Here is a 21,910-nt window from a genome sequence, read left to right as displayed (position 1 = left end):
CCCCCCCCCCCCCGAAAAAACCTATCTTTTGATAAAGTAATATAAACTTGTCCCTATAATTTCTAGTGCCTCCTGCATACGTTGAGGAGAAATATTTTCTAAAACGGTATCTTGAGGTGTATGGAATACCTTTTCAACATGATAAATTAGGGGATTCCAACTCTCTACATCCATCCAAATAAATAGTGCTGAGGAAATTCCAGCTTCGTAAAATGGTACATGATCACTAGAATCAAACTTTCCAGTTAATACAACCGATTTCCCTAATGCTTTACTAGTAGCTACTGCAGTATTTGTTACTTCATTTTGAGAGCCATCTAGTGTCATTGCATATAAGTCCTTAGCCTGTTGGTAACTTGTCGCTATCATATCTGCATTAAAAACCCCTAGAATATGTTTCTTATCTGTTGTAGATAACTGATTAACATAATGGTAAGCACCTAAGGATTCATTTTCTTCTGCTCCAAACGCTATGAATTGAATTTCTTTATTAATCTCTATATCTTTAAAATTGTATGCTAACTCTAATAAAAGTCCTACGCCAGAAGCATTGTCATTTGCTCCAGGTGCTCCGATAACACTATCATAATGAGCACTCATTATTGCTACATCCTCATTATCTGTCTTGTATTTGGGCTTTTTTTTCGCAATAACATTTAATGAACTCAAATTCATTTCATGTTTTGCCTTTAAACTAACTATATTTTTATTATGCACTATTTTATCTTTCATTCTAATTCCCTGATTATAAGCAAGCCCAAATACAGGTATTGATTGTTTCTTTTTTAGAACTGGGTTAAAGGCTTCTCCATAGTTGCCTCTATCCCCAATCGTACTATATAACAATACAGCTTTTGCTCCCTTTTCTACTGCATACTCAACTTGTTCATTATATTTCTCATACGTATCAGCTTGTTCCAGTAATACTATTTTCCCATGAATTGGCTCAGGTGAATTTTTAATATCGTTCTCTTTTCCTATAGAAACTACCGGCCCTACGACAGGATCTTTAGGTATAGATGCATTAGATGCTGCTCCAACTTGCCATTCTTTTTCTCCATACACACTAAAAGAGATACTCCCAATATATTGATCTGGTACAGGAAAGGCCTGATACTCAACTTCATACCCTAATTTTTTTAATGTATCTCCAATGTATGTAGCTGCTTTATGTTCTTCCTTAGTCCCACTTGGACGTGGACCAATTTTCTCAGACAGAAAACGTGTATGTTCAATAGCTCGACTAGCACGAACCTTATCTGACATGAGAGAACTTTGGTCGTTCTTAGTCATAGCATGTACTAGTATTACATCCTCAGATAAATTACTAAAAAGGAAAAGCAACAAAATCCCAAAAGTTACAATAAGCTTCTTTATAAGAGTTAGTTTTTTCATTTGTCCTCCCTATGATTAAAAAAGATTAATAGTAAAACCTTCCCTCCTAACACACTTACTTAGAAGAAAAGGTTCATTAAAATAATCTCTAACTCAAGTTACATGTAAAAATAAATAAACCGATAGTGCCTTTTATATCTCCAAATAATTCATTTTTGTTTGCATACCAGTAATATTTTTATGAAACCAATTAAGAGTCTCCCATGACCTCTTTCTATTCGTATAATCAGTTTCCTGAACCTCAAATACAATTCCTATGTTTTTATCCAAAGTATTGTTCTTCACTTTTAATAAAGTTTCATGTAATAAACTTTCATCAATAGATCCATTAGCCGGATTCTCTCCCTCATAGCAACGTATCTCACTATAAGGAATCGTTAAATGCTTAAAAGAACTAAAATGAAAATGTTTAATATAATCCATTAAGCTTAAATACTTATGAAAATCCTTATATTCAATTTCTTCTTGCCTTAATAATTTAGAAATACCTAAACGTGTAAGATAGGTTATAGACCAATGACATATATCCCATGTTATTCCAACGTTAGATAACTCCAGATTAACCAAATCAGTAAAATCTTCGGGATATATAAATATAGGATCAAAATCATCGCCCAAGTTTCCAATAATGGGTAGGTTTTCAACGCCAATCCATATATCAGTCCCTTTTATTTCCTCATCTAGCATATTAAAGAACTCTATAATCCTTTTTCTATTATCTAGAAGATTATAGTTTTGAAATTCCGCGACATTCATGAATTGATTAGCATGCACTGTTATACCTGATGCATTATACTTTATAGCAAGGTTAATAAATTCATATAGTTGCTTTTTAATAAATTCATCATTGAGATAGTCTGCATTATCAGTAGGAAAATGCAGCGTTAACAAGGATGGATTAAGGGTTTGAACAAAAGACAGGACCTCAGAAAACCTTTTTGTATATGAGTTATCAAATAAAGATGTCCCATCAAAAATATTTGCTTCTAATCCATAGCCTTTTTCAACCCATCTTAAGTCAATCTGTTTACTATCTAAACCAAAGAACGGGACCTGTGGTATTAACATATTCTCTTCACCTACCATGTCCCCCTTACTAACATAAATGCCTCAGCCGCTTGGTATCCAGATTTGGCACCCCATACAAATGCGTTATGTCTCATTGCTTCTATAGAGCGTGGATGAGGAAATTCCCTTAACTCAGATTCATAATGTCTCATCGCACTTAATTTCTCCTCCAAATGATCTTCAATATTCACAAAATAATTAGGAAGAAACTTATCTTTTTCATTATAATTCCACTCTGTAGAAGATAAAGTTTCATATGCAAATACCCATTTGATATTAGTATCTGGCAGAGGGCGTGTCGCTGTCATTACTGCTCTGTAAACAACAGTATGATCAATATTTATATCTCCACCATATTGAGTATAAATAATTGTAGGATTTATTTTTTTAATGTGATTTTCAATCTCTTTCACTACATCAAGTAAGGGTAATGTATCAAGACGATTATCAGGGAAATCTAGTCTTGCAAAACTTTTTACACCAAGTGTAGTACATGCCCCCTCTGTTTCTTTATAAGATAAGTTCTTAACCTCTAAATCTAGCTCTTTATATTCTTTAGCTCTAGAAGATTTTCCCTCTGCAAGTATTACAACATGTACATCATCACCTTGTTTCACATGTTTCGCTATTGTTCCACCAACACCAATTATTTCATCATCCGGATGAGCGGCAAATACAAGTACATTCATAAAATTTTAGACTCCTTTAATTAATTTTTCTGTTTCCTTTGGTCCACAATTTAGTAAAATATCTAAAATAGATAAATGTGGTATAAATTCCCCAAATAATTGCTTGTAGGAATAATCCCTTATTCTTTGGTAGATAATTTCTATATTTTCATTCTCAAAATCATTTTCGTCTAAATAATCTTGCCCTAAACTTCCAGAATAATAAGTACTGGCATTAAATTTCTGACACAACTCTAATACAAAATCACTTTTCTTACCTGTAATCCCCTCTAAATCTGATACATAATATAGTTCCGTATCAATGTTTAATTCACGGATAATAAAATGAATAAAATTCATGTTCATATCATTTAAATTAATCCAATCTTCCGAATAAAAATTTTCTAAATAATCCTTATATACATTAAAGTAAGGTGCATTAGAATAATTAATTCTTATTGCTTTCCAATGCTTCCGTTCCCAATCTTGAGTATTGTCTATCTTTAACTTATTAAATGGAATTTCTTTATAATTCTTCATTTGTATTGGAACAGTTAACCAAGACGCTCCTTGTGAAGTTTTAATACGATTCCTATTTAAAAAACCTTTTTTTTCAAATTGTGCTATATCATGAAATACAAACACATCTGATTTATGAATTTTTTCAAAAAAACCATACCAAGGTAAATAACTTGGTTGGTGGCCACTAATAATCATAGTTTAAATCCTTTCTTTTAAACAAAAACATTTTTTCAAAGCTGCCCCCCAGTATATCTTAGGTCTAGCAATCCCTTTATTATGTGAATATCCTAAATCCGCATACTTTAATTTATTATGAATTGCTAATTCAAACGCATCATTTAGTAGTAAATATGAAGATTGTGAATTTTTCCCTTCGGTATTGTTAATGTTAATCCAATAATATAAAACCTTTTTATCCATTATAAAAATGCTGGAACTAATTAATTCTTCTTCTAAGAATGCCCCTAAGAAAAGGATTTTTTCTTGCAAATTAAGAACTAAATGATAAAAAAACTCTCTACTAAATGAATAACTCGCTCCTATACTTGTATTATGTTCTTGATATAATTGGTAAAACTCATCTAATTCCGCTACAGTTATAGGACGAACTTCAACATTCTGTTTACGTGCATACCTAACACTTGTCCTAGCTTTTCCAGAACACGATGTCCATAAATCCTCAAACCTATTTGGTAGATCTAACATATAAGTTTCTTTATAATCCCACTTTTCTTTACTATAACTTTGAAAAGGATTTATCGTTATAGGTAATAAAAGCTTTTGAATTTTATTTTCAAACTTCTTATTTATTATGGATTCATAAACTGAAAAATCTATTTTATCTTGGCCAATTATTATTGGACCTCCATAACCAATTAAACTTCCCAAAAGCCTACCATCCTGTACATACATAGGAGTTAAAACTACTGTATCTCGTGTTTCTATTAGTACTGGGAAAAATTGAACACCAGGTAATAATTCCATTAACTTTCCCCATTCGTAACTATGAAATACAGAACCATTGTATTCTTCCATACAGGCATCCCAATATTGGGCGTCAGTACATATTTCGATTTCCATATAATCACCTTTTAATTCTTATTCTCTAAATATTTCAGAATTTGACTACATATATACTTAAGGTCCTTATTCACTAAAGGATATTTAAAAGGTATTGATAATACCCTTGGCCATAAATAATCTATATTTTCTGACTCAGTTGCGTACTTCGAAAAAATAGGGATCTCACTCAGGGGTAAGTAATTCCAACAAGTTTGTATACCTTTTTCCGCTAAATGTACAGAACACTCATATCTATCAGATGATTCTTTGAATATAATGGTAAAATAGTTTAAATAAACATTCTGAGCTGAAAATATAATCTTAACGCCATACTTTTCTTCAATTTCCTGCAGCATTGTATAACACAGACTAGCGTTGCATATATTTATTTCTAAAATCTTCTTTGTTTTCTGTAGGTGTTTATCAATTAACAATGAACGTACTATAGACATTCTTTTTGGATTTATAACTTCCGTTTTCTCCGGTAAAGAATCTAATTTACTATTATTATAGGAGGGCAGAATCTCTAATTTCCTCCAATAATTAGTAAATAAACTCAGTACTCTACTCTTTTTTATTTTTATAGCCAATTGTGTTTTTAAATGATTCTTATAATCTAAAATTACTTCTTCCTTCTTTTCTTCACCCATGTCACATAATTCACTTATTGTACGATTAAGAAGTAACGCTCCTCCCCCAATACTTGGGATCGGTTTAGTTCCCCCAAAACTTAAAATACCAATGTCGCCTAAACTACCAACTGGCTTTCCATTTTGATAAGAAAACATTGCTTGTGCAGCATCATCGATGATATAAATATTATTTTCTCTAGCCCAGTCAATAATTTCTAAATCGTCATGACATCCATACAAGTGCGTAAGAATAATTGCCTTTGTATTAGCATTCCAATGTTTTTTTATTTTATTAAGAGAAATTGAATGATTAGTGTTTAAATCAATTAATACAGGTTTTGCTCCCACCGTTAATATTGCTTCTATTACATTAGGACAATTAAAGTTTGATAGAATTACTTCATCTCCCTTTGCCACTTTTAAGTACTTTAAACCAACTACTAATGCAGATGTACCGCTATTAGTTAATACAATTTCTGCATCCGGATAAAGAGCTTGAAGACTTTTTTTAAGTTTAGAATCATTAGGTCTATATACACTTTTCAAAAAAAATACATGATCAGATATACTCCAAGGAGAAGAATATATGGGATACTTAATTTTCTTTGGATTCTTAGGATATAGATACTGTGTTTCCATACTTCTCCCCTATTATTATCTCTAGTCCTTTATCTAATGAAATAATTGGTTGATAGTTTAAAAATAATTTAGCTTTCTCTATTGAAGGGATTCTTCTAAAGATTTCAATGCTAGAATTTCGGACTCCCTCTTCACCTAAATCAAGAAATTTAATTTTACTTTTATTGCCCATTAATTCATTAATTTTTATTGCTAGTTCTTCCATAGATATAGGTTTGTTATTGCCAATATTAAAATCTGCAAAGTTTTCTCCTTCATATTCAAAGGCTAGTATAGTTCCGTTAACAATATCACTTATATAACTAAAACATCTAATTTGCTGTCCATCTCCATAAATAGTAATATCTTCACCACTATGAGCTTGTTTTAAAAACTTAGAAATTACAAAGTTATCATTTTGTTGTGAACCGTATACATTAAAATAACGAACCACTCTAATTTTCAAACTATTACTAGCGTATTCTTTCAAATAATCTTCGGACATTAATTTAGCTTTTCCATAAGCTGATTTTGGAATTTTAATATCATTTTCTTTAAACGGAACACTCACTCCATCCCCATATACCTCCGAACTGGAAGAAAACAATAATTTTTCTATGCCATTTTCGTTACAAACCTGTACAATATTTTTCGTGCCTTCAAAGTTCACCCTCACTACATCTTCTTCATTTAAACGGCAATTATCAACACCCACTAATGCAGCTAAATGGATTACCCCATCGACATCAATAAGATTTTCTCTTAATGTTGCAATATCTAAAATATCAATTTCTTTAAAAGGAACATCAATACTTGGTTTAAATTTATCAAATATAACTACTTCATACCCCCTTGCTAGTAACTCCTTTGTAACATGCTTACCAATAAATCCGCTGCCACCAATAACCCCAATTTTCATAAATATTTACCTCCCTATTTTTAATTGATATAGACTTTTTAAAGACGTTATAATATGTTCAACCTCATTGTCTGTAAGAGCACTATACAGTGGTAATGAAATAATTTGATTAAATATCTCTTCCGTTTTAGGTAAATATACGTTAAATCTCTCTTCATAATACGGATGCATGTGAACAGGAATAAAGTGAACACTTAGCCCAATGTTTCTCTTTTTCATTTCTTGAATTACCTGATCTCTACTAACAGGAGAATTAGAATTAATTTTTATAACAAATAAATGCCATGCGTGTTTTACACTTAGATTGTTAGTATAATTAGGTAACGTTATATACTCTTGAACCTCTTTTAATTCCTCTTGGTACCTTTCAGCTATTCTCTTGCGTTTTTCAATCATTTCATCAGCTCTTTTTAACTGACTAATACCCAAACTAGCTTGTAGATCCATCATGTTATATTTAAACCCAGGTAATAGAACATCATAACGCCAGCTTCCTTCTTCACCATAACGATTCCATGCATTTTTGGTGATACCATGCCAACCATATAATCTAGCTTTTTCAGCAATCGATTCATTTTTAGTGACTAACGCTCCACCTTCACCTGTTGTTATATTTTTTGTGGCATAAAAACTGAAACAAATAACATCTCCATGTGTACCAATTAAAGTATTATCATATTTTGTTCCTAATGCATGCGCTGCATCCTCTATCAAAAACAGTCCGTATTCTTTACATAGTTTTTGAAGTTCTTTTAATTTAGCCGGATATCCAGCAAAGTGAACTGCAATAATTGCTTTCGTTTTTTTAGTGATTTTTCTTTTAACATCTTGAAGATCAAGACATAAATTCTCTTCATCTATATCTACAAATACAGGTTTTGCACCTACATGCATAATAACGTTTACACTTGAACAAAAAGTAAAACTTGGAACTATTACTTCGTCTTCTAATCCAACTCCCAGAGACAGTAATGCTAAATGTAATGCGGCAGTCCCTGAATTACAACTTACTACATGTTCAGTATTCAGATATTCTTTTAAATTCTCTTCAAACTCTATCACTTTTGGCCCCTTTGAAAGCCATCCAGATTTAAGGGCAGAAACTACCCTATCTATATCTTCATCATTGATTTCCGGTCGATAAAAAGGAATAAACTCTACCATGTAATCACCTACAAACTTATAATATTTTTTTTATATACTGATTCATCTTTAAATATGTTTCTTGTGTCTAAAATTAAACAATTTACCTCGTTAAGCAATTTAAAATTAATGCAATCATGATCCGTATGAACAATAATTAAAGTGTATTTGTCTAATTGACTTAGGTTTAAATCTATAGATTTTTTCAATGTGTTATCCCCCACAATGAGTTCCTCTATAAACGGATCGTAATAATCCACGTTATAGTCTTCTATCATTAAATCATTCATAATATCCAAAGCTGGCGATTCCCTAGCATCATTAACATTCTTTTTATATGCAACACCAACCATAAGAATATCCTTACCATCTTTATCATCTAGTAACTGTAGTGCTCTATTAAGAACGTACTTAGGCATGTTTTCATTAATTTCTCTTGCCACATCAATCATTTTTGTTGCTAAATCCTTATTATTTGCAATCCACTTAAAATAAATAGGATCAATCGGAATACAGTGTCCTCCTACGCCAGGGCCAGGATAGAATTTTTGAAATCCAAATGGCTTAGTTCCTGAGGCATCAATTACTTCCCAAATATTTATGTTTAACTCATTACAAATTTGTGTCATTTCATTAATAAAAGCGATATTTATAAAACGATACGTATTTTCTAATAACTTAGCTGTCTCTGCTACTTCTGGACTGCTTACCTTATGAATATCCTTAATTAAGTTACTATAGAAAGCTGCTGCACAATCGGTACAATTAGATGTAACTCCACCTACGATTTTTATAATATCTTGAATTGAAAACGATTGATTTGCAGGATCGATTCGCTCTGGAGAGTATGCTACAAATATATCTACACCAATTTTAAAATTAGTTTTCTGTTCTAATTTGTATAAAACTTCTTCTCTTGTAGTACCTGGATAAGTAGTACTTTCTAAGATAATTAATGTACCTTTTTTAATGTATTTAACTATTTCATCAACTGCTGAATGAATATATGTTAAATCTGGTTGTTTACTAGTTCTTTCTAATGGTGTAGGAACACATATAACTACAACATCACATTCGTTTATATAATCCATTTCTGTACTAACAAAAAATCTATTTGTATGTAAAGCATCTTGGATTTCAGTATCTTGAATATCACTGATATAGCTTATTCCACGTTCTAGTTTTCTTATTTTTACTGAGTTTTTATCAAAACCTCTTACCGCATAACCTACTTCTAAACATTTAAGAGCCGATGGTAGTCCAACATAACCTAGGCCTACATATCCAATACACGCATTTTTATTTGCAATTTTTTCAACTAATAAACTTTTAGTTTCATTATTTAATACTGTGACCATTACTTATCACTTCCCCAAAAGATTTGATATTAAAATGCTTACTAGCAAATAATAACTGTGCGTTCTAAAATCCCATGGATGCATATAAAATACTGAATTAGCAACAAACTACATTTTTGGCACTATCAATCCTCCTAATTTAATAAACATCTAAATTTGTAGAAATTCATGCGAAATATCAAGATGTAATTTATATCTATAATATTCACACGTTATTTTTTGGGATTCAATTGATATTTTTCTGTTTTTTTACTTTCTCAATATATAATAATATTTATAATTCAGAAAATTCTTTTTTAAAAAAACCAAATATTTTTATATCATTAAAACAATATAATAGTTGTTATATCTACATTTAGTACGATTTTCATCCTTGAATAAAGAAAAAATTATGCTTATAATTATCCAATAAATCCCATTTTTTAGTGATTTAAATGAACATTTAACCATAACTAAAATGGATGAGTTTCATATTTTTTACTTTTCATTAAAATTAATGGAAAAAAATCTATCTGAATTATAAAAAACAATTTGAAATATATTCAAATTGTTGACATAACAGATGAATTTATTAACACTTGTTGATTTTGTAATAATTCTCAAATACATAAACTCCTTAATGCTACCCAAAAATCATAATGACGCTTTACATCAAAAAAATTGCAACCCTCTACATTTAATGGGGGTTGCGATTTTTATGTACAAATAATTTTTATAAATTTTGCGTTAACCTAATCATATCCATACATTGAATACCATTTTCATATATTTCTTCATTATAATTTCGTAAGAAAAAGTCCTTATCCACACTGGTTATTCTAAAACCACATTTTTGATAAAGGCCTAGTTGCATTAAACTAGAATTTCCTGTGCCTATTTCTATAGTTTTATATTCTTCTTTTTTAGCATAGTCTATAGCAAACCCAAGTAAATATTTCCCATATCCTTTTCCTTGCTCTTTTTCGGAAACTGCTATATTTATAATCTCAATCGTTTCTGTTCGGGTAGGAATTAAAATCATAATACCTACAGTAACAGCACCTTTTTTTAAAACAAAACAATCTCCCTTTTTAAGATATCCATTAACTACTTCTGTTGAGGGATCAGCTAGTAACAATAACTCCATTTCTTCCATGTTAATACTTGTACTTTTTTCTATACTAATTCCATCCACATTATTTAATTCCATTTCTAACATCCTCCCAATCAATATTTTCAATTAATATCTTAAATGAATTCCTTCTTATAAGACAATATCAAAAACAATATTAATGTTTTTTAATAGACAGGGTGCTGGGAAATCTTTTTGAATTTTATAGAATGAATATAATGAAATATAATAAAGACTATAAATTTTCCACTTTAAATTCACTTAATCCGTATAATAGGTATGTTATTTTATTTCTGTTTTTTCATTTCTTCTTGCCATGTAGCACCAACACCACCTGATGGTGTATTCCACCGGTCTTCTTGTCGTTTAATACGCTCCATGTCTGCATCGCTCGGCTTAAATCCTTCTACTTCCTTATGTTGCTGTTCCTTATTATGATATTGTTCAACTTCTTTATTATTAGGTTTACAATTGGTAGTAGCTTCTTCGGGCTTATTATCTGCCTTTATACCTGCTGTACTAGATGCGGGCTTATCATTCGTTTCAATATTCTTGCCTTCGTTTATTTGAGGCTTGTAATTATTTGGATTATTCTCATTAGATTGCACGCCTACGTTTTTCTCTTCAGCCCAAAGATTATTTTTTTCACCCCATCCAACAGGAATAACTGAATACATTTTGTTATCTTGACCAACATAATCCGCACCAAGTAACTAATCATTTCATATTTATTTTTTCATTTACTTTTGTTGGAAACTCGTCTATCTTCACATCTTCCCAAGCTATTGCACTTTTTTTCAGTGTAATATACATGTAGAAATACTTCTTTACGAAGATTCAAGTTGTACCACATGTATCATCTCACTATTTACAAAATAAAGTTAGGCTCAAAATTCTTACACTTGAACAACTGTTTTGTTTTCATACCGTTTATAAGCCTTTGTAGAGGAATAGTATTAGTATGTCCAAGTTTGATAACTTTTTTTCACCAAAACCTACAACTGATCTCATCACTACCATATCTTTATCAGTAATTATCTTCATTGTGGGTTCTTAAATTAAACTATTTTCATAACATATGCAGAAGAAATATAACCTACTTGTTTTTAATCTGCCGTTTTAAATAGTGCGTTCTAAAAAACTACTCTTCTTCTAAAATAGCGTAATAATATTCATCCCACCATTCATTCCCATGTGGTATACACTTCCTAAAATAGCCTTCTCTTCTCATTCCAATCTTCTCCATCACTCGATATGATGGCATATTTTGTGGCTGACATGTAGCTATAATCCTATGTAATTTCATTTCCTTAAAGCCATATTTCAATGTAGCTTGTGCTGCTTCAGAAGCATATCCTTTATTGAAGTATTTTGGATTGAACACCCAACCAATCTCATATGTATGCTCACCAAAATATTTATGAAAAACTATATGACCAATCAGAATATCTTTATTAATTAATACTACAGGAAAGTTCTTAGCGTTTTCACCAATGTTTTCATTCACAAAGTTCCTTGTATTTTCTTCAGTAAAAACCCCTTCAGGTATGTATTTCATAACATTGATATCTGATGTATACTCATGAACAGCTTGCCAATCTTTGAACTCAAATTTTCGTATTAATAATCTTTCTGTTTTTATAAACATTTACTTTTCCCCCTCAAAAAATTGCAACTATATTTAAAATCCACTTTTAACCCTTAAAACAAAAAGAACTTGCAGGAATCTCTACAAGTTTTTTTATTTTAAGGTGAAAATACGGGCCAAACAAACAAACAAACTATCTTACAGCTTGACTTTAGAAACTTTAGGGGTAATGCTTTGACAAATATACTATATAACAAATATTGACATCCACGGAATTTATTTTTGAAAATTTTGTGAATTAAGAAAGAAAGTAGTTTTTTTCTTAGATATTATTGTTAATAACTGATGGTATCATTATATTTCATTCTGCAACTTATTTAGAAGAGATATGTACATTTCGAAGAAGTTCTTCAATAAGTTTTGTTTTTTCATTTACCTTTGTGGCATATGTGAAATCACCATAACAATATGGATACCTAAAATTATTTTTATTTCCACCACAAGTATACATCGCTGGATTTTGATCAACCTTCATCTTAGAAAACGTTTTGGCTGAATCCTCCGAGTGTTGTTTAACTTCTTGACTAGCAATAAAATCAATATACCCTGGCCCCATATTATAGCTTTGAATAATTGTATCCATGCTAACATCCTTGTCCGTTCCATATTTGTACATTTTAGCAAAGTGTTTTACCCCTTGTTTAATGCTCAAGCTTGTCTCTTGAATTTCATTTGGTTTTAATCCAAGTGATTCGGATGACTGCATAGGGTCGTTTCCCTCACCTCTACTCTCTTGGTACATAATTCCTAATAAAACTGCAGTTTTCTCTCCTAAATTATATTTTTCTAATTCTTTTTTTAAGGTAGACTCATATTGCAATACACGTTTTTCGGTGGCTAGTGCTTTATTTTGTTGAATATTGGTTTTATGATTAAAATAAAGCATTCCAAGTATTATTCCTAAGCCTAAAATACTAATAAGGAACACTTTTATAATTTGTTTTTTACTTGTATCCTTCATATATTCCTCCTCGTATAAAAAATTCAATTTTTCAAAGGTAATTGGTTATTTACAAACTATGTAATGAACATCTATCTCCCGCCCTTTTTAGACTCAAACATCAATACTTTAAGGTTTCAAGTTTAATATAAAAATTTAAAGATAAGGTAAAGATAAGATAAAGATAAGATAAAGGGCATTTTTTATACGTACTTTAAAAGATATTGGTACAAAGGGATATGTGGGGAAATTTGTTGATACAAAAGGAATTAGTAATAATGGAAAGGTTAACGTACAAATTATTAATTATGGAAATATCATTCCAGAAGATCTACCCTATCTTTTCAATATACTTCATATAAAAAATTACAACATAACATATAATAAAAAACGGCAAACCCTCGACGTAGGAGAATCCACCATCACAAATAAATGATTATTTCACACCTAGTTTTTTTTACTTTCTTAGGAAGCTCGTCTTCCTGCACTTCCTCCCAAGCTGTTACACCTTTTTTATCTAAATGATATACACGTAGGAATAGACCTACGCTACCTTCTTTCTTCACCTTCCCATAGAATTTGTTAACATTATCATCTTTCTCCTAACTAACATCTGTTACTTTTACTAATTTCATATGAGAAATCCCCTCCAAATGTACACACTAAGAATGAGATTTGATAGAAGATGCTTGTCTACATTTTGACTTTTCCAAAATACGAATAATATACCATTCGTTAATGGTCTGATTCGACTTTTCCTATTGAAACTGGAATATTTGGTCAAATATATTAAACACGCAAATAACTTGATATCGTATCTCATGATTTTTAAGAATAATTCTGTTTTTCATTGTAGTAGTAAGGTTGTTTATCTCATATTGAATTACCTTTCATTTTTCTTACAAGCTCGCAATGTTTTTGAAAATACAGTTTATAAAGCCGAGAATTATGATTTTTTCAGAGATAGCATTGAGGGGTTTTTCATATGCACTGTACTATACTCCCGTACAGGTTTCATTTACAATTCATTGTATTTTCTTTACCGTTCACCAAGTTAAAATGGAACAAATTTATTACTTAGAGTGTCTATTATGTGTATTCCTAAAAATATGAAAGGACTTATTATTCCCAAAAGTAAAGTGATGTAAAAAAAGTGTGTATTGAAATACTTCATTTAAATGTTACGAGTTTAATACTTTCACAGGTAAACTATTACAAGTGTAAGCAAAAAAGAAACACCCTAAACAGTAACCGTTCATTCATATAAACGCTTTGGTTCTGCTTATCCTGTTAAAATTCAACTTCAGAAGTATTGGTATCCAACACCCACTTTAATTAACATCGGTATTTAAAATACCAAAACAAAATCCATATATTGTTGAAAGAGGTTGAAAATTCATGTACGTTTTAAACAAGTTCTTTACCTACAAAAAGATTGTACCTGTCGTATTACTTTCATGTGTAACACTAATAGGGTGTTCTAATAGTAATACTCCATCTGAACCACCTAAGCAAACAAAACAAATAAAGCAAATTAAACAAGAAAATACAGGTCATGATTCTTTTGCTAAGCTTGAAAAAGAATATAATGCTAAGCTTGGTATTTATGCTCTGGATACAGGTACAAATCAAACTGTTGCTTATCATCCAAATGATCGTTTTGCATTTGCCTCTACATCTAAATCATTAGCAGCGGGAGCTCTTTTACGTCAGAACTCAATAGAAGCTCTTGATGAAAGGATTACGTATACGCGTGAAGACCTTTCTAATTATAATCCAATTACAGAAAAGCATGTGGATACAGGAATGACGTTAAAAGAACTTGCAGATGCTTCTGTTCGATATAGTGACAGTACGGCACATAATTTAATTCTTAAAAAATTAGGTGGTCCATCCGCATTTGAAAAAATCTTGAGAGAAACAGGAGATACGGTTACTAAATCTGAACGATTTGAACCTGAATTAAATGAAGTACATCCTGGAGAAACGCGCGATACCAGTACACCAGAAGCGATCGCTAAGACACTTCAATCATTTACATTAGGATCTGCACTTCCAACAGAGAAACGTGAATTATTAGTAGATTGGATGAAGAGAAATACGACTGGTGATAAGTTGATTCGTGCGGGCGTACCAAAAGGATGGGAAGTAGCTGATAAAACAGGCGCAGGATCTTATGGAACAAGGAATGATATTGCGATTATTTGGCCACCAAACAAAAAGCCGATTGTTCTTGCCATCCTTTCTAATCATGATAAAGAAGATGCAGAATATAATGATAAGCTTATTGCTGACGCGACTAAAGTCGTATTAGATACTTTAAAAGTTACGAATAAAAACTAATAAATTAATAGCTTTCCGTGTTAGGGAGTATATTCTCTGATAAGAGTAACCATACATGAACGTCAAATGATGTTAGAAAACGAAAAAACACGCAGTTCCATTTGGAATTGCGTGTTTTTATTTTGCTAATTTATTGGGGATAACCGCTTGTGTCATCCAGTGCTGATTGGATTGCACATGGTCTTTTCGAACAAATTTCCCTACGGATTTTGAAAAATCATTATAGTGAAACGCATCCGTTAATCTAAGTACATACCCTTCCTGAATCCCTCCAAAGAGTGAAGTACCGTTGTAGCACGAACGAATTACCTTTTCATTATAGGGGCCACGATATAACACTGGAACGTGTGCAAGGCCTAACTTTTTACACCATGCAACTGTTGCATCCCACGATAAACATTCATTTTTCTCATTCCATATTGAAAAGACATAAAAATAGGAAGTCAGTGCTGTGTAGTGAATGCTATGACAAGCATATACATTTTCACCACATATACGCCATCCTTCTGGAATTCTATACCCCATACTTCCTTGTAACGTTTTTACCCATGTTCTCGATGGGTGATGACCACTTGATAACGACCTTGCATGAATAGCATCTTTATAAAGGGATGTATTTTCACCATCTAACTTTTCTAGTACGATTACTTCTTGAGTTTCAAATCCGTCCATATTTTGTAGAACACGGTCATCACTTGTTACCCCTATCGACCAAGGAACGTGCAATGTTCGTGGATATTTACAAGCATTTTTTCCCTTCTTTACTTCGCAAATGCATCTGCATCTCGGAAAAAATATAATTTCGTAAGCATCTCATCACCGCAGTAATGATAGATTTCACGTGCTGCCTCTTCCCCGCCATGTAACATCTTCATATGAAACTCTGTAATCATTAATACTTTCTCAATAAACTCCTATTCGAAACCAAGTTCCATTAAAAAGTGGCAAGCGATGTGAGTACTGACATATTCGTGACCATAATACGAATGGTACCCTTTGAGCTTTTTAAATACACGGCAAAACGGTTTACCTGTATCATGGAATGCTGCAGCACTTTGCAGAAGAAATAAATCTTCCCCTACATAATTCTCTGTTAAATGAGCGTATACCATATATGTGTGCTGACATAATGGTAAGGAATGATAGGGGTTTCCTTGATTATATTGAAACATATCAGAAAAGAACGGGATGTTCTTCATGACAAATTGAACACCACACCCATGCGTCTCCTCCTGTTTCACCATTACAGTTTACTCTAAGTCCCGCTTTACTTGTTCGTTTATGGTTTCTTGTAGTTCGAATAAGACGATGCACAATCCGCTCTGATTTTATGTAATCTATTAGCTTGAATCGTTACTTAAATATAAAGGGTTTCTCGGAAACCTATCCTTTTTTTCCTAAGGCAGTGTAAATCGTAACCTCTGAATAACTCATGAATATCTTTATACCAATTGTGATATCTACAATTTTCTCCCCAAGCAGCAATCAACATATTTTCCATTAAAGTTTTTTATTTCCAATATTTCATCTAACTTCGTACGATTAATTACTTCCTGTAGTAGTCTTTCTACTGTATCTATTTTTATCTCATTTGGTTTTCTCAATATTTTTCACTTCTATTTTTTGATTGTTATGACTGGCACCTGCTCGGTGTCGGAAAATTCACTGTAACCATAATAAAGTAGAAAAAACAATAAAATAATTGTCCAAATAAATATAAAAACTTTATAACTATACTTCATATGAAAAACCTCATTTTCCCTATATAAGTGAATGTACATACACCTTATAAATCCAATTACATAAATTATTGGATATTTTAGCAGTAGAGAATCATTAAGTATTAGAAATTGTTATTCATAAACATATCCAAGAAATCTTCTAAAAAATATCATCTAGGCATTTTAACATTTTATCAAAATGCACAGATAATATTTTTACGTTTAGCTAAGTAATGCTTTTTATGTAATAAATCCTTATCTCTATTTCACCTTAATGTTTATATGTACAAGAGTCTGTGTAGCAACTAGACTGTACTTTAAATATGTACTAAATTGTGTGTGGGAAAGGAAGCACATTTTATTTAAAGTTTTTACTTTAAACCCCTTAATTAGTTGGTAGTCTTCTTCATTCAGACAGAAAGGAAATTTAAAGTGTGCACTTATTTTCAACTCAGACTCTTTACTACACACACTCCTATACACATAAAACATCTATAAATTTCGTAACATTACAGAAACAACAAGAAACATTAACGAAACAATAATAACATTAAGTAATATTTTTGTAACACAAATGTAACACAATGTATTTAATCGTACAATACTTTTTTAGCTAATTATCAACAAAGTTCTGTTAATATCGTTCAAATTTAATAATGTTCCCATAAAGTATTACATATTGCTTGTGAAATGATTTTTCAAAATATAACGAATCATACCATGATGGAGGAATATTAATTCAATTTAAAAATAAATGGATTGATATCTTTCTAGCTTTTGTATCCCAATCATGTTGTAGAGCGGATTATGGTTATCCAATTAATGTAGGTGACCATGCACAAGCTAAGCCTTCTAAATAATTACTGTACCTAAAAAAACAAGTAATTATACTTGTTTTTTTAGTTTACTTTCCAATATCGAAACAGTTTTATGTGCTTTCTTTTCCTGTCTACATTGGATGCATATCTTACTAAAGATAGCTTCTATTTTTTTTATGATTCTAGTGAAGTAATTAATTGCTGACGTTCTTTATCTCTATAAATTTTCATTTCATGTTTAAACTCGTAATTTCCTACTTCAAATCTAGCCCATTCCTTACTTGTCCAATATACTACATTTACATTTTCTCTTAAGATTGCAGAACACACATCCACTAATTCATCTTCGTAAAATGGAGCCTCTTTTGCTAATTCAAAAGCAAGCACTTTGGGATCCTTAGTTTTAATTTGAAGTTCCCTAGAGGTTTGCCCTAAATACTGCCATGGTGATGGTATTGATTGAACTTGGGCATTTCCCCTATCTTGAAACTGTGATGGAGAATCATTTGTTGAAGCAAATGTAGGTTTACTTACTCCTATTGCTGTTCCTAAAAAAATAGAACCAATAATAAGTTTTTTAATCATTTTTTCAGCTCCTTTAATAATTTTGGATATGCTTCATTTTTATACCACGTTCATGGTCATGTAAATGAAAAAAATTTGACATAATTATGCATTTTTCTTAAAAAATGCATATTAATTACGCACCTTAAATTTACCCAAAAACAAAATTATTGGTTTAATGAAACTTTTTTGTCATAAGTATACACTTTTTGTATAAAAATTAGTTTTTAAAATATTTGCATACTTATTGATAAAGCTTCCTGCTATCCGTTATTCGAAGCCAGTTTATCTCCACCTACTCACTTCGCATTCCTTGAAGAAGGAATCCTCTTGACTAAAATGATAAAAAAAGTTGGGGATTCCCCCAACTTTTTAATACGTCTATTGTCTGATTAAACCTGTAGATGTAACCCGATATGTTCTTTTCTTTCCTATATATTCCTGTTTTCCATTCTCAAGGTTAGTTAAAGTCGCTCGTGTTTTTTCCTTCGCCACTTCCCCTTCTATATGAGTAAATTCTATATAATCTCCCTCTTTTACAGGTACTGTTTGGGTTTCAGCATTTTGTTGTCTATTTCCTATAATTTCCTTATTGTACAAAACGCTACCAGATGAATTCTGGACTTTAACACTTGCATATGTGCTATTGAAATAAGAATGCGGCACACCAGCTTCTAATTTGATTTTCAGCTCTTCTGCTGTTTTATTATAATCTACTTTTGCAATTTCTCGATCACTATATCCTTTTAGGGACCATGCAAATTGTTTTCCATCTAGAATTGTTGTCTCTGGCATTTTTTCTACTTTCTTTAATCCCTCTTTTGTAACCTCATACCTTGCTGACTTTCCAATAGTCTCATTTTTATTATTTTCAAGATTCGTTAATGTTGCGCGTGTTTTTTCCTTTGCTGCTTCCCCTTCTATATGAGTGAATTCTAAATAATCTCCTACTTTTACAGGTACTGTTTGGGTTTCAGCATTTTGTTGTCTATTTCCCATAATTTCCTTATTGTACAAAACGCTACCAGATGAATTCTGGACTTTAATACTTGCATATGTGCTATTGAAATAAGAATGCGGCACACCAGCTTCTAATTTGATTTTCAGCTCTTCTGCTGTTTTATTATAATCTACTTTTGCAATTTCTCGATCACTATATCCTTTTAGGGACCATGCAAATTGGTTCCCTACTAAAATATCAGAATTTTCATTTGTAATTTCTACTTTTTTCTCTACAGTTCGATCAAATATGTCTGTTAATGTAATTTTAGCAAAAGCCGTTTGAGGCAATTGCATAGTTTGACTTACCTCAGTTTTGTAAGACTTAATATTATCGATTACTTTCAAAGGTTGTCCCATTAACTTTTCATTGTCATAGATTTCAATTTTCCCTTTAAACTGTGGAGTACTTTGTTCTTTCAATTTCCATGAAACATTTAATTTTCCATCTTCAAAGCGAGTATTTTGAATATCAAAATCTAAATTTCCCATTTCTGGTTGACTAGGCTGATTTATATTAAAGGTTTTTCCAGTACCAATAGTTGATTGAGTATTTCCTCCTGCCCTAACCCATAGATATTCTGAAGTTGCTCCTCCATCGTATTGATAGGACGTATCATGTTGCCCAGAGATACGCTGATTATTCCAAGAATTCCATTGTTTATCTGAAACTTTTCTGCTGTATCCATTTTTAAGACGTGCTTCTCTTACATCTTGTCCATTACCAGCCCAGTCCTCTTGAAACATCGATAAACCATAGTTAAATGCCACATTTGCAACTGGATGATCCATAATAGCAACTAACTTCCATTGATTTAATTTATTATCTTTTATCCACTGGCCAAACTTTGTATGGCCATCTTCTTGCCAAGAACGTAGAGTCATTCGATACCATTCACTATCTTTCCAATTATAAGTTGTTTGTACCTTTAGACCTGTTCCTTCTCCACCAAATCTACTGGCTTCTGAAGTCGGCGATAAATATTCAGCTTTTATTGCTTGGTTTGATGCTATTGGATCCCAAAGCGCAAAGTGAAGGGTACGTTTACCGAATTGATCAAAACCACTTTGTTGTTGGAAGCCCGCATAACCACCACCTTCTCCTCCCTGATTCCAGTTATGCACAGCCCAATATGTATAAGGTGCTGTTTGGACTGGTGACCAGTCTATGCTAATAATATCTGAAGCAGCAGTATTCTGTGGTGTTACATAAACTGATGGGGCATGAGATCGGGTTGCTGCCTCTGTACTAGAAATTGGTGCTCCATACATTGACAACATGGTACAAGCCGTTGAAACCATAACAATTTCTTTTATTTTTCCCCTTGTTTTTACTTTAAACATAACTTCCTATCTCCTTTTAAATTATTTTAGTTACATTGAATAATAACCCTATATATCCCTTTAAACAAATTACGTAATAAAGTAACATTAGCTTTAAAATCTAGATATATTTAATGTTTTTTTCACTGCTATTACTAATCAAATTATAGTATTTTGTATTAAAATCGTATGATTTAAGACTAAATATAAAGTGAAAATTTTATAAAATTTCATAAATATGTAGTTTTAGATATTTATGATGAAAGACCCACTAAATAACTTAATTGATTTTATGAAAGATTTCCTTACTTTATTGATTACACTATTAAACCTAGAATTGTTTACTAGAAAAATGTTATGTAAACTTTTAATTTTTCGATTAGAAAAAATAGTTTATCTATTTGCTGATATCTTATCATTAGTTAGAAAGAGCCTACTTAAAAACGTAGACTCCTTTAGGTATCCAAACGTTACATATATAACAAACATAAAAAAATAACATCGAATTCTTCTGTTAGTTTATTTAATATTTAATGACGTAGATAATGTATTCCAAGGTGCATTTGTAGATGTATTTTGATATTTAAATTGCCCATTTTGCTGTCCTGAAGCATCCCATTTATATTCCCATCCATCCACTGTTCTATCCCCATTTATATCAATCATCTTAGAATCTACTTTTTTTAGTTTTTGACCACTCATTTGAGCAATTGGATTTCTACCATATCCCATTTCATTTGTATAAATGTATAAATAGCTCCCTCCGTGATCTTTAGCTGTACTTAAATTATTAGGACCAATAAATTCAACCCCGCCTAATTGAGATTCAACTTTTACCACATTTAATGATGTTAATGGTGGTGCAGGTGCTGCGGATACATCAGTCGCTAAGCCAACTGTTGCTCCCACTAATAATGATGAAACTCCTATAATCATTCTTTTTAGCATACTCTCATCCCCTTTCGATTTAATACAAATTGATTCTATCATAATAATTTCATACATTTCCTTCCCTTTAAAAGAGTTAACAAAAAGTACCTATTTACATATGAAATTGT

Annotated in this window: 19 protein-coding genes and 3 pseudogenes; 2 read left to right on the top strand and 20 right to left on the bottom strand. The window is 31.4% G+C overall.

Annotation, left to right across the window (positions count from 1 at the left end; translation table 11 throughout):
• Positions 1-21: 21 nt before the first annotated feature.
• The 14 genes and pseudogenes from ACLBXA_RS18150 to ACLBXA_RS18085 all read right to left on the bottom strand — a co-directional run.
• Positions 22-1,395 carry a M28 family metallopeptidase gene (locus ACLBXA_RS18150; RefSeq protein WP_000737099.1) on the bottom strand — a complete coding sequence of 458 codons (1,374 nt, stop codon included), beginning with the start codon at positions 1,393-1,395 and terminating at the stop codon, positions 22-24.
• 132 nt (positions 1,396-1,527) lie between these two features.
• Positions 1,528-2,463 (bottom strand): endonuclease, encoded by a 936-nt coding sequence (locus ACLBXA_RS18145; protein WP_447617384.1) that lies wholly within the window; start codon positions 2,461-2,463, stop codon positions 1,528-1,530.
• A gap of 11 nt (positions 2,464-2,474) precedes the next feature.
• Positions 2,475-3,152: a PIG-L deacetylase family protein gene (locus ACLBXA_RS18140; protein WP_001101895.1), complete on the bottom strand. Its 678-nt coding sequence runs from the start codon at positions 3,150-3,152 to the stop codon at positions 2,475-2,477.
• 6 nt (positions 3,153-3,158) lie between these two features.
• Positions 3,159-3,848, bottom strand: a complete 690-nt coding sequence (locus tag ACLBXA_RS18135; RefSeq protein ID WP_000587149.1) for a WbqC family protein — start codon at positions 3,846-3,848, stop codon at positions 3,159-3,161.
• 3 nt (positions 3,849-3,851) lie between these two features.
• Positions 3,852-4,733: a GNAT family N-acetyltransferase gene (locus ACLBXA_RS18130; RefSeq protein WP_000401946.1), complete on the bottom strand. Its 882-nt coding sequence runs from the start codon at positions 4,731-4,733 to the stop codon at positions 3,852-3,854.
• Positions 4,734-4,744: 11 nt separating this feature from the next.
• Positions 4,745-5,986, bottom strand: coding sequence for an aminotransferase class V-fold PLP-dependent enzyme (locus ACLBXA_RS18125; protein ID WP_000449978.1), 1,242 nt, complete (start codon positions 5,984-5,986; stop codon positions 4,745-4,747).
• The gene (locus ACLBXA_RS18120; RefSeq protein WP_000690425.1) at positions 5,961-6,884 is read right to left on the bottom strand and encodes an NAD-dependent epimerase/dehydratase family protein; all 924 of its coding nucleotides are present in this window, start codon (positions 6,882-6,884) and stop codon (positions 5,961-5,963) included. The genes ACLBXA_RS18125 and ACLBXA_RS18120 overlap by 26 nt, the downstream gene beginning before the upstream one ends.
• Positions 6,885-6,890: 6 nt before the next feature.
• Complete coding sequence (locus ACLBXA_RS18115; RefSeq protein WP_017763167.1) at positions 6,891-8,048, bottom strand: DegT/DnrJ/EryC1/StrS family aminotransferase; 1,158 nt, start codon at positions 8,046-8,048, stop codon at positions 6,891-6,893.
• 8 nt (positions 8,049-8,056) lie between these two features.
• Complete coding sequence (locus ACLBXA_RS18110) at positions 8,057-9,385, bottom strand: nucleotide sugar dehydrogenase (protein ID WP_000259078.1); 1,329 nt, start codon at positions 9,383-9,385, stop codon at positions 8,057-8,059.
• Positions 9,386-10,097: 712 nt separating this feature from the next.
• Positions 10,098-10,574 (bottom strand): GNAT family N-acetyltransferase, encoded by a 477-nt coding sequence (locus tag ACLBXA_RS18105; RefSeq protein ID WP_000422453.1) that lies wholly within the window; start codon positions 10,572-10,574, stop codon positions 10,098-10,100.
• A 209-nt stretch (positions 10,575-10,783) separates the two neighbouring features.
• Positions 10,784-11,209: pseudogene (locus tag ACLBXA_RS18100) on the bottom strand (hypothetical protein); the annotation flags it as partial.
• Between the two features lie 428 nt (positions 11,210-11,637).
• Complete coding sequence (locus tag ACLBXA_RS18095; RefSeq protein ID WP_017763165.1) at positions 11,638-12,144, bottom strand: GNAT family N-acetyltransferase; 507 nt, start codon at positions 12,142-12,144, stop codon at positions 11,638-11,640.
• Between the two features lie 313 nt (positions 12,145-12,457).
• Complete coding sequence (locus ACLBXA_RS18090; protein ID WP_000655722.1) at positions 12,458-13,105, bottom strand: lysozyme family protein; 648 nt, start codon at positions 13,103-13,105, stop codon at positions 12,458-12,460.
• Positions 13,106-13,520: 415 nt separating this feature from the next.
• A pseudogene (locus ACLBXA_RS18085) lies at positions 13,521-13,623 on the bottom strand (YxeA family protein); the annotation flags it as partial.
• 859 nt (positions 13,624-14,482) lie between these two features.
• Here ACLBXA_RS18085 and blaIII point away from each other — a divergent pair.
• A complete protein-coding gene (gene blaIII, locus ACLBXA_RS18080) occupies positions 14,483-15,427 on the top strand; it encodes a class A beta-lactamase BlaIII (RefSeq protein WP_000289420.1) in 945 nt (314 codons plus the stop codon).
• A gap of 117 nt (positions 15,428-15,544) precedes the next feature.
• Here the strand turns inward: blaIII and ACLBXA_RS18075 are convergent, their stop codons facing one another.
• The 3 genes from ACLBXA_RS18075 to ACLBXA_RS18065 all read right to left on the bottom strand — a co-directional run bounded on the left by ACLBXA_RS18075 (position 15,545) and on the right by ACLBXA_RS18065 (position 16,671).
• Positions 15,545-16,099: an RNA ligase family protein gene (locus ACLBXA_RS18075; RefSeq protein ID WP_000348600.1), complete on the bottom strand. Its 555-nt coding sequence runs from the start codon at positions 16,097-16,099 to the stop codon at positions 15,545-15,547.
• An 89-nt stretch (positions 16,100-16,188) separates the two neighbouring features.
• The gene (locus tag ACLBXA_RS18070; protein WP_000627209.1) at positions 16,189-16,320 is read right to left on the bottom strand and encodes a hypothetical protein; all 132 of its coding nucleotides are present in this window, start codon (positions 16,318-16,320) and stop codon (positions 16,189-16,191) included.
• Between the two features lie 21 nt (positions 16,321-16,341).
• The gene (locus ACLBXA_RS18065) at positions 16,342-16,671 is read right to left on the bottom strand and encodes a hypothetical protein (RefSeq protein WP_000240601.1); all 330 of its coding nucleotides are present in this window, start codon (positions 16,669-16,671) and stop codon (positions 16,342-16,344) included.
• Positions 16,672-17,852: 1,181 nt separating this feature from the next.
• Here ACLBXA_RS18065 and ACLBXA_RS18060 point away from each other — a divergent pair.
• A pseudogene (locus ACLBXA_RS18060) lies at positions 17,853-18,008 on the top strand (DUF2278 family protein); the annotation flags it as partial.
• Positions 18,009-18,140: 132 nt separating this feature from the next.
• Here ACLBXA_RS18060 and ACLBXA_RS18055 read toward each other — a convergent pair.
• The 3 genes from ACLBXA_RS18055 to ACLBXA_RS18045 form a co-directional block, all read right to left on the bottom strand.
• A complete protein-coding gene (locus ACLBXA_RS18055) occupies positions 18,141-18,551 on the bottom strand; it encodes a hypothetical protein (RefSeq protein ID WP_000592185.1) in 411 nt (136 codons plus the stop codon).
• A gap of 360 nt (positions 18,552-18,911) precedes the next feature.
• Positions 18,912-20,873, bottom strand: a complete 1,962-nt coding sequence (locus ACLBXA_RS18050; protein WP_447617364.1) for a DUF3472 domain-containing protein — start codon at positions 20,871-20,873, stop codon at positions 18,912-18,914.
• A 498-nt stretch (positions 20,874-21,371) separates the two neighbouring features.
• Positions 21,372-21,857, bottom strand: a complete 486-nt coding sequence (locus ACLBXA_RS18045; RefSeq protein WP_000272949.1) for a DUF4879 domain-containing protein — start codon at positions 21,855-21,857, stop codon at positions 21,372-21,374.
• Between the last annotated feature and the right edge of the window lie 53 nt (positions 21,858-21,910).

The organism is Bacillus sp. D48C (assembly GCF_053345735.1).
This window is presented reverse-complemented; position numbering and strand designations above follow the sequence as displayed.